This window comes from Sporosarcina soli (assembly GCF_042655805.1).
Classification (GTDB): Bacteria; Bacillota; Bacilli; order Bacillales_A; family Planococcaceae; genus Sporosarcina; species Sporosarcina soli.
The window spans coordinates 43,961-59,476 of record NZ_JBHSNO010000002.1 but is presented as its reverse complement, the minus strand read 5'-3'; the positions used below and the strand labels follow the sequence as shown (position 1 = coordinate 59,476).

Here is a 15,516-nt window from a genome sequence, read left to right as displayed (position 1 = left end):
ATTATGTCAGTTAAATGGGAAAAACAAGAAGGAAATACTGGAACGCTCACAGTGGAAGTACCTGCAGAAGAAGTAACAGCAGGTCTTGATAAAGCGTTTAAAAAAGTAGTGAAACAAGTACAGGCTCCAGGCTTCCGTAAAGGAAAAATGCCTCGTCAGCTGTTCGAGAAAATGTACGGTGTAGAATCACTTTACAATGATGCACTTGATTTCATTCTTCCGGAAGCATATGCAAATGCGGTTGAAGAAGCTGGCATTGAGCCGATCGATCGTCCGGAAATCGATATCGAACAAATGGAAAAAGGAAAAACGCTCATTTTCAAAGCGGTCGTTACGCTAAAGCCTGAAGTGAAACTTGGGGATTACAAAGGTCTTGAAGTGACACGTCAAGAAACAGAAGTAACGGATGAAGAAGTTGAAGAGCAATTGAAAGATCGCCAAAAAGCATTTGCTGAAATGGTCGTCAAAGAAGACGGCGCTGTTGAAAACGGCGATACAGTGAAACTGGACTTCGAAGGATTCGTTGATGGCGAAGCATTCGAAGGCGGAAAAGCTGAGCAGTATGACCTTGAAATCGGTTCAGGTTCATTCATTCCAGGTTTCGAAGAGCAATTGGTCGGCCTGAAGCAAGGTGAAGAAAAAGACGTTGAAGTCACATTCCCGGAAGAGTACCATGCTGCTGAACTAGCTGGTAAACCGGCTGTTTTTAAAGTGAAAATCCATGAAATCAAAGCAAAAGAAGTTCCAGAACTTGACGATGAACTTGCAAAAGAAATTGACGAAGAAGTTGAAAGCCTAGATGCACTTCGCGTGAAGTTGAAAGAGAAGACTGCAGAAGAGAAGAAATCAGCTTCTGAAACAGCTCTTCGTGATGACCTTGTAGAAGCGGCTGCACGAAACGCCGAAGTCGATATCCCTGAAGTGATGATTGACACAGAAGTGGATCGTATGTTGGGTGAATTTGAACAACGTCTTCAAATGCAAGGCATGAACTTGGAACTATACTTCCAATTCTCTGGGCAAGATGAAGCGGCTCTTCGCGCGCAGATGAAAGATGACGCACAAAACCGCGTACGTGTATCATTGGTACTCGAAGCAATCGGCAAAGCTGAAAATGTTGAAGTGTCAGATGAAGAAATTAACGCTGAACTTGAAAAGATGTCCGAACAATTCGGCATGGACATCGAGCAAATCAAGAAAACGCTTGGCGGTACGGCAATGCTTGAAAATGATCTTCGCTTCACAAAAACAGTTGAACTTCTTGTTGAAAACGCGAAAATCACTGAATAATAATAAACAATATGGACAAGGTACGGAGACCGTACCTTGTTTTTCATAACATAAGGTAGGAACAATTACGCAAAGGTTACATAGTACTAATTAGTTGATAAAAATCGGGGAATCTTGTAAGATTGTCACTTGAATAGGGGTGAGCATGATGTTCAAATTTAATGATGAAAACGATAACTTTAACTGTTCATTTTGTGGGAAATCCCAGGAACAGGTCCGGAAATTAGTCGCAGGGCAAGGTGTTTATATTTGCGACGAGTGTGTTGAACTTTGTGCTGAAATCGTAGAAGAGGAAGTCGGACTTGAAGAAGGGTTCGAGTTAAAAGACGTTCCGAAACCGAAAGAAATACAAAGTATCCTTGATGAATATTTAATCGGGCAGGACCGCGCAAAAAAATCACTTGCCGTTGCTGTCTATAACCATTATAAACGTGTGAATTCGAACAGTAAGATTGATGATGTCGAATTGTCAAAATCGAATATTGTTCTTATCGGACCTACTGGGAGCGGGAAAACATTGCTTGCTCAAACGCTTGCACGTATTCTCGATGTTCCGTTTGCTATCGCGGATGCGACATCACTTACAGAAGCTGGTTATGTCGGTGAAGATGTTGAAAACATCTTGCTGAAGCTGATCCAAGCTGCAGATTATGATGTGGAACGTGCAGAAAAAGGTATTATTTATATTGATGAAATCGATAAAGTTGCACGTAAATCCGAAAATGCGTCCATCACACGTGACGTATCTGGAGAAGGCGTTCAACAAGCATTATTGAAAATTCTTGAAGGAACCGTTGCGAGTGTGCCACCGCAAGGCGGTCGCAAACATCCGCATCAGGAATTCATCCAAATCGACACGACGAATATCCTCTTTATCGTAGGTGGCGCTTTTGACGGAATTGAAGAAATCATCAAACGTCGTATTGGGCAGAAGGTGATTGGCTTTGGAGCAGAACCGAATGCGGTTACTGAAAAGGAATCTTACCTCGCTAGATTAATTCCAGAAGACCTTCAAAGTTTTGGACTCATTCCGGAATTTATTGGTCGACTACCTGTTCTTGCAAGTCTTGAACAACTTGATGAAGAAACGCTCTATCTAATATTAACTAAACCGAAAAACGCAATTGTCAAACAATATCAGAAGATGCTTGAGCTTGACAATGTAACGCTTCGATTTGAAGATGATGCGTTGATTGAAATTGCGAAAGAAGCGATTGAACGGAAAACAGGTGCACGAGGACTCCGTTCAATTATCGAAAATATTATGTTAGATGTCATGTATGAATTGCCGTCACTTGATGAAGTGACAGAATGTATCATTACAAAAGCATCCGTCAAAGGAGAGGCAAGTCCAATCCTCTTGAGGGAAGATGGTACTTCAGTTGACTTGGATACTGAGAAGAATTCGGCGTAACGCCTGAAGGATGAAGCTGACTCCGACGACGCGCGTACAAATGCGCTTATCGGTTGTCAGCTTTTTTACATAATCGAACCGGTTATGAAGCAGAATACATACTTAATTGGAGGTGACTTCCGCATGCCGGTGAGTACAAAGAAAAATATACCTTTACTTCCACTGCGCGGTCTACTGGTTTATCCAACCATGATTTTACATATAGATGTTGGAAGAGAGCGATCCGTCTTTGCGATTGAGCATGCCATTGCGCAAGATAACCTCATCTTCCTTGCAACCCAACAAGAAATTGAAAATGAGAATCCGGAGTCGGAAGATCTATACCGCATCGGTACACTGGCAATAGTGAAATCGTTGACGCAACTCCCGAATGGGACGTATCGTGTTCTCATTGAAGGGCTTGAAAGGGCGGAATGGTCGAATTATCAAGAGGCAGATCTCTATCCGGTCGTCGACGTGGTGACTTATCCGGACGACGAAAAAAGGGATGCGGAAACCGAGGCATTATCCCGTACATTGCTCACCTATTTCAAAAAGTACTCGAAAGTTTCGAAAAAAGTGACGAAAGAAACGTACGATTCAGTTGCAGCCATTTCAGAACCTGGAAGACTGGCAGATATGATCGCTTCTTACTTGCCGCTTAAACTCCTTGCAAAGCAGGAAATCTTAGAAATCCTAAACGTCAACGAACGTCTTGAGTGGCTAATCAGCCGCCTTTACAATGAACAAGAAGTTTTGAAGTTAGAACGTAAAATCAATGAACGTGTCAAAGAAGCGATGGAGAGAACTCAAAAAGAGTTTTACTTGCGGGAGCAGATGAAAGCGATTCAAACCGAACTCGGAGATAAAGACGGAAAAGGCATAGAAGTTGCCGAGTTAACGGAGCGTATCGAAGAAGCCTCTATGCCTGAAGGGGTTAAGGAAGCCGCAATGCGGGAGCTTGGCAGATATGAAAAAATTCCATCTGCTGCCGCGGAGAGTGGAGTAATTCGCAATTATATTGAGTGGCTCGTGACGTTGCCATGGTCGGATGCGACAAAAGACCAATTGGATATTAAGCGTTCAGCAGCAATATTAAATCGCGACCATGACGGTTTGGATTCGGTGAAAGAACGTGTTCTGGAATATTTAGCTGTCCGCCAACTAACAAATTCTTTGCGTGGTCCGATTCTTTGTCTGGAAGGACCGCCGGGTGTCGGAAAGACATCGTTAGCGCGTTCCATCGCAGAATCTCTCGGTAGGAAATTTGTCCGTATTTCCCTTGGAGGCGTGCGCGACGAATCGGAAATTCGTGGTCATCGACGAACTTATGTCGGAGCGATGCCGGGACGGATCATACAAGGTATGAAAAAAGCCGGGAAGATCAACCCTGTATTCCTTCTTGACGAAATCGATAAAATGTCCAATGATTTTCGTGGAGATCCATCTGCCGCCATGCTTGAAGTACTGGATCCGGAACAAAACCATTCTTTCAGTGATCATTACATCGAAGAACCTTATAATTTGTCGAATGTGCTGTTCATCGCGACTGCGAACGATCCAAGTGCAATTCCGGGACCACTTCGCGACCGGATGGAAATCATCTCGATTTCCGGATATACCGAAATCGAGAAGAATACCATTGCAAAAAATCACCTAATTCCGAAGCAGTTGAAGGAACATGGTTTGACTAAGTCCCAAGCTCGCTTTAACGATGCAGCCATCATGGACATCGTTCGATATTATACGCGTGAAGCAGGTGTACGTGGCTTGGAGCGTGAAATTGCCGGTATTTGCCGGAAAGTCGCCAAGCAGATTGTCACTGGGGAAAAGAAAAGTGTAACGATTAGCCCGGGAACACTTGAATCGCTGATCGGAAAAAGGAAATTCCGATACGGGCAGGCCGAAACGATCAACCAAATTGGCGTTGCTACCGGATTAGCCTATACGCAAGTCGGTGGCGATACATTACAAATCGAAGTTTCATTATCACCTGGAAAAGGAAAACTCATTTTGACAGGTAAATTGGGGGATGTCATGAAGGAATCGGCACAGACGGCGTTATCTTATGTCCGTTCAAAGACCGAAGAATTCGGGATTGACCGGGAATTTCATGAAACCTGCGATATTCATATACATGTGCCCGAAGGGGCGATTCCAAAGGACGGTCCATCTGCAGGGGTGACCATTGCAACGGCCCTTGTTTCAGCTTTGACGAAGCGACCGATTCGGCGGGAAGTCGGCATGACAGGCGAAATCACTCTTCGTGGTCGCGTGTTGCCGATTGGTGGAGTAAAAGAAAAAACATTGAGCGCACATCGAGCAGGCTTGACGACGATTATCTTGCCGATTGAAAATGAGCGCGACATCGAAGATATTCCGGAAAGCGTCCGGAAAGAATTGACATTCAAACTTGTTTCCGACGCGGAAGAAGTGCTGGACATTGCATTGGAGGCCGCAATTAAATGAAAGTTCATAACGTAGAAATGATCATGAGTGCCGTACGACCGGAACAATATCCTGAAGAGGGCTACCCTGAGTTTGCACTTGCAGGTCGCTCGAATGTAGGGAAATCCTCTTTTATCAATAAAATGATCGGGAGAAAAAGTTTAGCGCGCACTTCATCGAAACCTGGTAAGACACAGACACTAAATTTTTATAAAATTGAAGAACAGCTCTTTTTCGTCGATGTACCGGGGTATGGCTATGCAAAAGTTTCAAAATCATCCCGTGAAGCATGGGGGAAATTTATTCAGCAATATATGACCGAACGGGAACATTTACGGGCAGTCATTCAAATTGTGGACTTACGTCATCCGCCTACTGCCGATGATTGCACGATGTATGATTTCTTGGTACATTACCAAATACCTACCATTGTCATTGCGACAAAAGCAGATAAAATCCCACGCGGAAAATGGGAAAAACATAAGAAAATTGTACGGGAAACACTTGAAATGCGAAGCGAGGATCCACTTCTGATCTTTTCTTCTGAAAAGGGGATTGGTGTCGAAGAAGCATGGAAAGAGATCGAAAGTAGAATGTAACCCGCCTTACCAAAAACCCGGAGACAAAAGCGTTCTACCGGGTTTTTTCACTGGAGAAACTTGGTGCTTTATTAAAAAAAATACATCCTGTTGTACGGATGCAAATCCATTGCTTTGTTTTGGTGAAAGGCTTAGAATTAGATTATAATAATTCTAAAAAGGCATGCTCAACCGTTCATAGTCATATGTTGTTCACAAATTGACCATAATGAAGTGAAAGCTGTATGTTATAATGGAAGCATGAAATAGAACGTGAGAGGTGTGAACACCTGATGCATACTATCGTAGTCGGTGTCAATCACCGGACGGCTCCGGTCGAAATAAGAGAGAAATTGTCTTTTATTGAATCGGAATTGCCGCAGGCGATGCAAACATTGCAACAGCAAAAAAGTATATTGGAAAATGTCATTATCTCGACATGTAATCGGACTGAAATTTACGCGGTAGTCGACCAGCTACATACAGGCCGTTACTATGTCAAAAAGTTTTTAGCGGAATGGTTTAATATGCCAATTGAGTCGTTCTCATCCCATTTGATTATTCATGAGCATGATGGTGCGATTGAACATTTAATGCGCGTTTCTGCAGGAATCGATTCCATGGTGCTAGGTGAGACGCAAATTTTGGGGCAGGTCCGGAATAGCTTCTTGGGAGGCCAATCGATCGGAACGACTGGCACGGTTTTCAATGAACTATTCAAACAGGCGATCACGTTTTCAAAACGCGCTCATACTGAGACGGCAATTGGTGAGAATGCTGTTTCGGTTTCCTATGCCGCTGTTGAATTGGGGAAAAAGATCTTCGGTTCGTTGGATGATAAGCATATCGCTATTCTTGGCGCTGGGAAAATGGGCGAGCTGGCCGTAAAAAACTTGAATGGCAGTGGTGCTGGAAAAGTGACGGTTATCAATCGGACAGTGTCCAAAGCGGAAGAGCTTGCCGGTAAATTCGGCGGAGTAGCAAAACCGATGAGTGAATTGCAATGTGCGCTTCTTGAAGCCGATATCCTCATCAGTTCAACGGGGGCAAATGGATTTGTCATTGATGTGGAATTGATGAAGCTTGTCGACAGAATGCGCAAAGGAAAACCGATCTTCATGGTCGATATCGCAGTGCCGCGCGATCTGGATCCGCGCATTGGCGATTTGCCGAATGTCTTCCTTTACGATATCGATGATTTACAAGGGATTGTTGAAGCGAACCTTGCGGAAAGGAAACGTGCGGCTGAAGAGATCGGTGTGATGATTGAAAAAGAAGTTGTACAGTTCAAAGAATGGGTCACAACGCTCGGTGTCGTACCTGTCATTTCTGCGCTCCGTCAAAAGGCGAATCTTATCCAAACGGAAACGATGACTAGTATTGAAAACAAAATGCCGAACTTAACGGAACGCGAGAAAAAAGTTTTGAATAAGCATACAAAATCAATCATCAATCAATTGCTGAAAGATCCGATTTTGCAAGTGAAAGAATTGGCAATGGATGCTAATGGGGCAGAAAAACTGCAATTATTCCAGCAGATTTTCGGTATTGATGAGGATGTCGTGAAAGAAAAAGAAGTACTTGCGAAACAGGCGAAAGAGCGGTTGAAAAGCAGAGCGGAAAGAAAAACGGTAATGCAACCGGACCTGACTTATTAGGAGCTTGTCGATGAGGTGTTTCCGCATCAGTGTGATACACTAAGGATGCATGGGAACACCTTTTTTCATTATTAGAAATAAGCAGGCCTGCGCTTTTGCTTTTAGAAAGGCAGAGGTTTATCATGGCTGAAATGGCGATGGCGAGGCTGCACGAATTGATGGTTGTACTATACGCCGTGAGCCTCGTCTTTTACTTTATTGATTATTTGAATAAAGACAAGATTGTACATCGATGTGCCTTTTGGATATTGTTTATCGTCTATCTATTACAGACTACTTTTTTAATCATGAATATTATTGAAAAGCAAAGGTTTCCGGTTCTTACATTCTTTGAGGGCATCTATTTTTATGCATGGCTGTTAATTACGGTGTCCATTATTCTGCACTTATTTTACAAAATCGGACACGCAGTCTTCTTCCTAAATGTTATCGGTTTTATTTTTATGACGATTCATACATTTGCGCCGACGCAAATAGAACAATCTCCACTTGGAGAGGCACTCATTTCAGAACTTTTGATTATTCATATCACATTTGCAATACTATCGTATGCCGCATTTGCGCTCTCTTTTGTTTTTTCGATTCTCTATTTACTTGTCTATAAAATATTAAAGAAGAAGAAATGGTCGAAACAGTTTGGAAGATTACCATCCTTACACCAAACGACAATCAGCACGAAAGTGGCAATCTATACAGGGATTCCTTTGCTACTCGTCAGCTTGATCTTAGGGATGCAATGGGCACATGTAGCGCTGCAGGAATGGTCGTTTTTCGATATGAAAATCATTGGTTCGTTTTTCTTGCTTGCGGTTTATAGTTCTGTATTATTTTTCATGCGGAGTGGTAAGCTGACGGGAAACGACTTTGCATGGGCGAATGTATTCGCTTTTCTTTTTGTAATCATTAACTTCTTTCTAGGAAGCAGGTTGTCAGAATTCCATTTTTGGGTATAAGACAAGTCGAAAGGTTGGATAAGGTTGAGAAAAATCATCGTAGGTTCAAGAAGAAGTAAACTGGCATTAACGCAAACAAACTGGTTCATCGATCAGATGAAAGCTGCCGGTGTCCCTTTTGAATTTGAAGTGAAGGAAATCGTGACAAAAGGCGATCAAATTTTAGATGTCATGTTATCGAAAGTAGGGGGGAAAGGCTTGTTCGTCAAAGAAATTCAACAAGCCCTTTACAATAATGAAATCGATTTTGCAGTCCATAGCATGAAAGATATGCCGGGCGTCCTTCCGGAAGGCCTTGTGATCGGTTGCATTCCTGCGCGTGAAGATGCGCGTGACGCGTTCATTTCAAATGGACATGTGAAATTCATGGATCTCCCGGCCGGTGCAATCGTAGGGACATCCAGCTTACGAAGAAGTTCACAACTCCAACTCCTTCGCCCGGATTTGGAAATCAAGTGGATTCGCGGTAATATCGATACACGACTGAAGAAATTGCACGATGGGGAGTATGACGCCATTCTACTTGCGGCTGCAGGTATGAAACGGATGGGCTGGAGTGAAGATGTCATTACGGAATACATGTCAGTGGATGAATGTATCCCGGCAGTAGGACAAGGGGCGCTAGCAATTGAGTGCCGTTCGGATGATGAGGAATTGCTTGCTGAACTGGCAAAATTAACAGATGAAAAAACATGGAAAGAAGTCGAAGCAGAGCGTACGTTCCTGACAGAAATGGATGGTTCTTGCCAAGTGCCGATTGCCGGTTTTGCAACATACGATGGCAAAGAAGTAGAAATGACTGGTTATATCGCAACACCGGATGCGAAACAAATCTTTAAGAAGACGGTCAAAAGTGTAGATCCTGTTGCTGTAGGGACAGAAGTGGCGCAAGCATTACGTGCGGAAGGTGCTTCCGAAGTCATTGAGAAAGTGAAGGCGGAAATGGATGCGTGATGGTCAACCCTTACAAGGAGAAAACGTCATTTTTACTGGGACACCCAAGTCCGAAGAAGTGTTCGACCTTGTAAAGCAATATGGAGGAACACCAATTTCTTTACCGCTTATTCAAGTGAAGGAATGTATCGACCCGACAGACGAGCTCCGATTGAAAACTTGTCCGACATATGATTGGCTTATTTTCACTAGTCAGAGTGCGGTTGCGGCAATTGCTGCTAAACTCGATCGGCATCATATTCCAGCGAAGTCGATTCAAACGAGAATTGCAGCTGTAGGAACAAAAACGGCAGAAGCGCTTGAAAAGCTAGGGCTGACAGTAGACTTCATCCCGACCATATTTAGTGCAGATACATTCGTCCAGGAATTCAATCCATCTGGAACGTCTATCCGCCGTATTTTGTTTTTACGCGGTTCCATTGCAGGTCCGACAATCAAAGAAGGTTTGCCTTTTGAAGTGGATGAGTGGACGGTCTATTCAACTGAACGGGCAACCGATTCCATTGGTGTGCTGATTGAGCAATTGCGACGAAAGCAGCAAAAGGCTGTTCTTTTTGCAAGTCCCTCCGCTGTGAAAGTGTTTGCAGAGGAAGTGGCACCAATAGTAGGATGGGACGGTTATACGATCGGTGTCATCGGACATGTGACGGAAAAGGCGCTGATCGATGTAGGAGGAGTCGCCCATGTCCGTCCTGATACATACACATTGTTGAATCTTATCGAAGCATTAACGAAGCGAAAGGATGGATAATTTTGGAGAAATTACAATTCAGACGAAATAGACGTCTACGCAATACAAATGCATTACGTTCAATGGTGAGAGAAACGGTCTTGCGGAAAGAAGACTTTATCTATCCGATATTCGTTGTCGAAGGAGAGAATGTGAAAAATCCGGTATCTTCCATGCCGGGTGTATATCAGTTCTCTTTGGATCGTCTAGCGGAAGAAATCGATGAAGTTGTTGAGCTTGGCATTCCTTCTGTCATTCTATTTGGCGTGCCGGAAGAGAAAGATGCAATGGGCACAGGTGCTTATCATGACCATGGAATCGTTCAACAAGGGATTCGTTTTGTAAAAGAACGCTATCCGGAATTGGTCGTTATTGCAGATACATGCTTATGTGAATATACCGACCATGGACATTGTGGAGTTGTCGAAGGGGAAAAAGTATTGAATGACCCATCACTAGAATTGCTTGCCCGAACTGCGGTCAGTCAAGCAGAAGCTGGTGCAGATATCATCGCTCCGTCAAACATGATGGACGGCTTTGTGGCGGCCATCCGTCAAGGGCTTGATGCGGCAGGATTTACCGATATTCCAATCATGTCTTACGCTGTGAAATACGCTTCAGCCTATTACGGACCTTTCCGGGAAGCAGCGGATTCGACTCCACAATTCGGCGATCGTAAAACCTATCAGATGGATCCCGCGAACCGCTTGGAAGCAATGCGCGAAGCCGAATCGGATGAAGCCGAAGGGGCAGATTTCCTAATTGTCAAACCTGCCTTGTCTTACTTGGATATCATTCGAGACGTCAAAAATAACTTTGTTTTACCGATTGTCGCGTATAATGTCAGCGGTGAATATGCGATGGTCAAAGCAGCGGCACAAAATGGTTGGATTGACGAACAGCAAGTTGTTCTGGAGACGTTGACAAGTATGAAGCGTGCAGGGGCAGATATCATCATGACCTATCATGCAAAAGATGCAGCGCGCTGGTTGGAGGGAAAGTAAATGGGTAGAAATTATGAGAAATCTAAACAGGCATTCAGTGAAGCTGTCAATCTGATGCCAGGAGGGGTAAACTCACCCGTTCGTGCGTTTAAATCGGTCAATATGGATCCGATTTTCATGGGAAGTGGAAAAGGCGCAACAATCACGGATATCGATGGCAATGAATACATCGATTATGTCCTATCATGGGGACCGCTTATTCTGGGGCATACAGATCCGGATGTAGTGGCAGGTATTAAACGAGTAGCGGAAACAGGCACAAGTTTCGGAGCATCGACACTTGTCGAAAACGAATTAGCGAAAATTGTCATTGAACGTGTACCGTCCATCGAAATGGTGCGTATGGTGTCATCCGGAACGGAAGCAACGATGAGCGCATTGCGTTTAGCGCGCGGATATACGGGACGCAATAAGATCTTGAAATTCGAAGGTTGCTATCATGGTCATGGGGACTCCTTGCTGATCAAAGCAGGTTCGGGTGTTGCGACACTCGGTCTTCCGGATAGCCCGGGCGTACCGGAGTCAATTGCGAAAAATACCATTACCGTTGCGTATAATGACTTAGAAAGCGTCAAGGTGGCATTTGAACAATACGGTGATGACTTGGCGGCTGTTATCGTTGAACCGGTTGCAGGCAATATGGGTGTCGTTCCTCCTGAGCCGGGATTCTTGGAAGGGTTACGGGAACTAACTGAGAACAACGGAACATTGCTCATTTTTGATGAAGTGATGACAGGCTTCCGTGTCGGCTATAATTGTGCCCAAGGTTATTTTGACATCACGCCGGATATTACTTGTCTTGGAAAAGTGATCGGCGGAGGACTGCCTGTTGGTGCGTACGGTGGAAAACGTGAAATTATAGAAAAAATCGCGCCTGCAGGAACGGTGTACCAAGCTGGGACGCTTTCAGGAAACCCGCTTGCCATGACGGCTGGTATCGAAACGTTGAAGAAATTGACACCGGAATCATATGATCACTTCATGAAACTAGGCGATCAGCTGGAAGCTGGCTTCCGAGCGGCAGCAGAAAAATATAATATTCCGCATACGGTGAATCGTGCCGGTTCAATGATCGGCTTCTTCTTCACGAACGAAAAAGTGTCGAATTATGATCAAGCGAAGACGTCCGATCTTGAATTATTTGCAGATTATTATCGCCTTATGGCAGAAGAAGGGATCTTCCTCCCGCCTTCTCAATTTGAAGGTATGTTCTTATCAACGGCCCATACGGAAGAACATATTGCGAAAACAGTTGAAGCATTCCATACGGTATTTGCACAACTCGCTCGGTAATCGATCGGAAAAGGCTTTCCTGAACTTGCTAATCAGGAAAGCCTTTTTCTACTATGCAGATCATGTACCGCAAAAAGTGCGGTATGGGGTTGTTGATGGAGATTCTGGTATCATGGCATATTCAGCTTGTACATCTGTATGGTCGTATGGGTTCGAAAGAGCATCGAGAAGCCGATGCATAACAGTGAAGTCATCCCGTTCGACCGCTGCTTCATGTGCGGCTTCCACCAAATGATTACGAGGAATGATCGCCGGATTATTGTTTCGCATCAATTGTTGACTAGACGCAGTCGATTCATGCTGTCTGCTACGCCGGGTTTCCCATCGCCCATGCCAGTCCGTGAATTCCACAGTGTGGAAAAATTCCAGTTCTTCGAGCTTGTTAAACGTTAAGGCAAGAAACGTGTTCGTATAATCTGCATGATGAGTTTGCATGACGTTCAAAAGATCTCTAATAAGCTCCCTGTCTTCGGCCTCTTCATTGTATAGGCCTAATTTCGCTCGCATTCCGGAGAGCCAATAGGAATCATAACGCTCTGGGAATTGTGAAAGGGCTTTTTCAGCAATTTCAATCGCTTTTTCCTGTTCAGTATGGAACAATGGTAGTTGCGCCTCGGCAAATCGGGCGAGATTCCACCCAATAATCGGGGGCTGGTTACCGTAAGCGTAGCGGCCTTGAACGTCTATCGAACTGAAGACCGTTTTCGGATCATACGTATCCATAAAAGCACAAGGGCCATAATCAATGGTTTCCCCGCTAATCGTCATATTGTCCGTATTCATCACCCCGTGAATGAAACCGACAAGTTGCCATTTTGCAACCAGTGAGGCATGTCGTTCCAATACCCGTTGAAAAAATGTAAGATAGCGACTGTCATCCGATTCAATTTCAGGATAATGCCGCTGGATGGCGTAGTCAGCTAGCGTACGAAGTTCCTCTATCGTGCCCCAATTGGCAGCGTATTGGAAAGTGCCGAAGCGTAGATGACTGGCGGCGACACGGGTGAGAATGGCGCCTGGTAACTCCTTTTCGCGTACGATCGACTCACCGGTAGTCACGACAGCTAAACTGCGCGTCGTGGGGATTCGAAGCGCATGCATCGCTTCGCTGATGATATACTCCCGCAACATCGGTCCTAATGCCGCACGTCCATCCCCTCCGCGTGAAAAAGGGGTGCGCCCCGAGCCTTTCAACTGAATATCAACTCGTTCACCTGAAGGCGTGATTTGTTCACCGATGAGCATCGCACGACCGTCCCCTAGCATCGTAAAATTCCCGAATTGATGGCCCGCATATGCTTGCGCCAGCGGCAATGCACCTTCAGGCATCCGATTGCCGGAAAAAACGGCGATGTTCTCTTCGCTTTTCAAGCCTTCAGCATTCAAGCCGATAGACGTTGCAAAAGAATCATTCAAGATGACCAAATTTGGTTCCGGTACGGGATTTGGCTCAAGTTTCGAAAAAAAGGATTGCGGTAGACGTGCATAACTATTGTCAAAATTCCATCCTGTTGAAATGGATGCATCGTTTTTTGTCATCGAATCACCTATCTGCTACTGATCATTTATAGCGTTTAATTTGTTCATTTGTACGTTTATTATACGCATTTTGCAATATAAATACTTCTTTCAGGATTTTGATGTTTCTACCATTATATGAAAAGAAGGTTTACTAAAATCACTCAATATGGAATAATTAAGGACACAATGTATGGAAATAAAGCCAAAGGTCGATTAAAAAGACAATATGGCGTATGATTAGAGGAAAAGATGTAGGTGACATATGAAAGCATATATTCTAAAAATAACATTTGAAGACATTTCTCCACTTGTGTGGCGACGTGTGATTTTACCAGCGGATGTGACCGTGAATCGAATACATGAAACCATTCAGCGTGTTACAAATTTCCAAAGTGCTGGAGATCCTTATCATTCCTTTGCAGTGGAGACAGAGGAAGATTATATTACAAATAATGAATTTATTTCAGAGGAATACAAAGGAAAGTCATATTTCGGTAAGGCGGTCAAACAACCGACACGTATGAAAATCGATTCGTATTTCCAAAAACATGGGGAGTTTATTTATAATTATGATTTTGGAGATGGTTGGAAGATTCGTGTGACGCTTGAAGAGACGGTAGAGGATTATTATTTTGGCTATCCGACGCTATTGGATGGAGAAGGAATGGCGCCACCGGAAGATGTGGGCGGTCCACCAGGATTTGCGGCGTTTCTAGAAGTGTATGCGGATCCAACCCATCCCGATCACGAAAAGACTGTCGAATGGGCTGAAAGTCAATTGTATAGGCCTTTGGACTTTTCGATGGTGAACGAGATCTTAAAAACAGTCAAATATAAAAAGACGGAATGGGCATTCATTGACCATGAAAATTACAACGTCAAATCGGATAAATACCGTATGCCGAATCAAGTGCAACCAAGTCCGAAGCCCAATCAATTGAAGACCAGTCCGATACCAAATGCTGAGCGGATCATTCAATATGCTATTGCCTGTGGGAATTTATATGGCTATCTCGAATATCCACAATTTCTGGAAATTTATAATGGCCAAAATGAGCCAAACATATCCAGCCAAGATTTCAAAGCTCTTCTAGCAGATCCTCGATACGCTAAACTGCTAAAGAAAGACCAAATTACTATACAGCCCAAGGCATTGGCTCATCAGGCAGCAGATGATGGACTCTTACAAAAAACGGCTGGGAAACCATTCTATGTGCCTGAAAAAGAGGAGCTTTTACGCTACGTAGACGGCGACTATTATGAAATGACGGACTTTCACGAACATTTTATGGAAAAACTCGCGAAAGATTTTTTCGGTGGCAGTACAATCATGGTGAAAGGGATATTGGATGACTTGGTTGCTAAACTGCAAGCTGCAGAAAATTATTCCCAAATCGTGACGCAACAGTTTATTAGACGATTCGACATGAAAGATGTCATGCAGATGAATGAATATGCCTATATGATCTCCATGATCGCTAATACTACGCGCATTTGGGAAAATAGAGGGCATACGCCGTCCGAGCTTTCCGCCATGGAAAAAATTCATTTGAAATCAATCCAAGATACAGCATCAAATGGCATTTCCGATAAAAAGATTGGCCGAAATGATCCATGCCTATGCGGAAGCGGGAAGAAATATAAGAAATGTTGTGGAAAATAACAAAGGAATTTCATCTATCGAGTTCATGGAT

General features: G+C 43.9%; 12 protein-coding genes. 11 read left to right on the top strand and 1 reads right to left on the bottom strand.

The window, feature by feature from the left end:
* Positions 1–3: 3 nt before the first annotated feature.
* The 10 genes from tig to hemL all read left to right on the top strand — a co-directional run bounded on the left by tig (position 4) and on the right by hemL (position 12,301).
* Complete coding sequence (gene tig / locus ACFPRA_RS03305; RefSeq protein ID WP_381430748.1) at positions 4–1,290, top strand: trigger factor; 1,287 nt, start codon at positions 4–6, stop codon at positions 1,288–1,290.
* Between the two features lie 148 nt (positions 1,291–1,438).
* Positions 1,439–2,704 carry an ATP-dependent protease ATP-binding subunit ClpX gene (clpX, locus tag ACFPRA_RS03300; RefSeq protein WP_381430743.1) on the top strand — a complete coding sequence of 422 codons (1,266 nt, stop codon included), beginning with the start codon at positions 1,439–1,441 and terminating at the stop codon, positions 2,702–2,704.
* 123 nt (positions 2,705–2,827) lie between these two features.
* On the top strand, positions 2,828–5,152 hold the full coding sequence (gene lon, locus ACFPRA_RS03295; RefSeq protein WP_381430740.1) for an endopeptidase La: 2,325 nt from the start codon (positions 2,828–2,830) through the stop codon (positions 5,150–5,152).
* Entirely contained in the window at positions 5,149–5,730 is a 582-nt protein-coding gene (gene yihA, locus ACFPRA_RS03290; RefSeq protein WP_381430737.1) for a ribosome biogenesis GTP-binding protein YihA/YsxC, read from the top strand. The genes lon and yihA overlap by 4 nt, the downstream gene beginning before the upstream one ends.
* 272 nt (positions 5,731–6,002) lie before the next feature.
* On the top strand, positions 6,003–7,367 hold the full coding sequence (gene hemA / locus ACFPRA_RS03285) for a glutamyl-tRNA reductase (RefSeq protein ID WP_381430734.1): 1,365 nt from the start codon (positions 6,003–6,005) through the stop codon (positions 7,365–7,367).
* A 122-nt stretch (positions 7,368–7,489) separates the two neighbouring features.
* Positions 7,490–8,320: a cytochrome c biogenesis protein gene (locus ACFPRA_RS03280; RefSeq protein WP_381430731.1), complete on the top strand. Its 831-nt coding sequence runs from the start codon at positions 7,490–7,492 to the stop codon at positions 8,318–8,320.
* A 24-nt stretch (positions 8,321–8,344) separates the two neighbouring features.
* Complete coding sequence (hemC, locus tag ACFPRA_RS03275) at positions 8,345–9,274, top strand: hydroxymethylbilane synthase (RefSeq protein WP_381430729.1); 930 nt, start codon at positions 8,345–8,347, stop codon at positions 9,272–9,274.
* Entirely contained in the window at positions 9,267–10,025 is a 759-nt protein-coding gene (locus ACFPRA_RS03270; protein ID WP_381430726.1) for a uroporphyrinogen-III synthase, read from the top strand. The genes hemC and ACFPRA_RS03270 overlap by 8 nt, the downstream gene beginning before the upstream one ends.
* Before the next feature lie 2 nt (positions 10,026–10,027).
* Positions 10,028–11,008, top strand: a complete 981-nt coding sequence (gene hemB / locus ACFPRA_RS03265; protein WP_381430723.1) for a porphobilinogen synthase — start codon at positions 10,028–10,030, stop codon at positions 11,006–11,008.
* Positions 11,009–12,301, top strand: coding sequence for a glutamate-1-semialdehyde 2,1-aminomutase (hemL, locus tag ACFPRA_RS03260; RefSeq protein WP_381430720.1), 1,293 nt, complete (start codon positions 11,009–11,011; stop codon positions 12,299–12,301).
* Positions 12,302–12,361: 60 nt separating this feature from the next.
* Here the strand turns inward: hemL and ACFPRA_RS03255 are convergent, their stop codons facing one another.
* Positions 12,362–13,840: a protein adenylyltransferase SelO gene (locus ACFPRA_RS03255; RefSeq protein WP_381430717.1), complete on the bottom strand. Its 1,479-nt coding sequence runs from the start codon at positions 13,838–13,840 to the stop codon at positions 12,362–12,364.
* Between the two features lie 244 nt (positions 13,841–14,084).
* Between ACFPRA_RS03255 and ACFPRA_RS03250 the strand changes: the two genes are divergently transcribed.
* Positions 14,085–15,485 carry a plasmid pRiA4b ORF-3 family protein gene (locus tag ACFPRA_RS03250; RefSeq protein WP_381430714.1) on the top strand — a complete coding sequence of 467 codons (1,401 nt, stop codon included), beginning with the start codon at positions 14,085–14,087 and terminating at the stop codon, positions 15,483–15,485.
* Positions 15,486–15,516 lie beyond the last annotated feature (31 nt).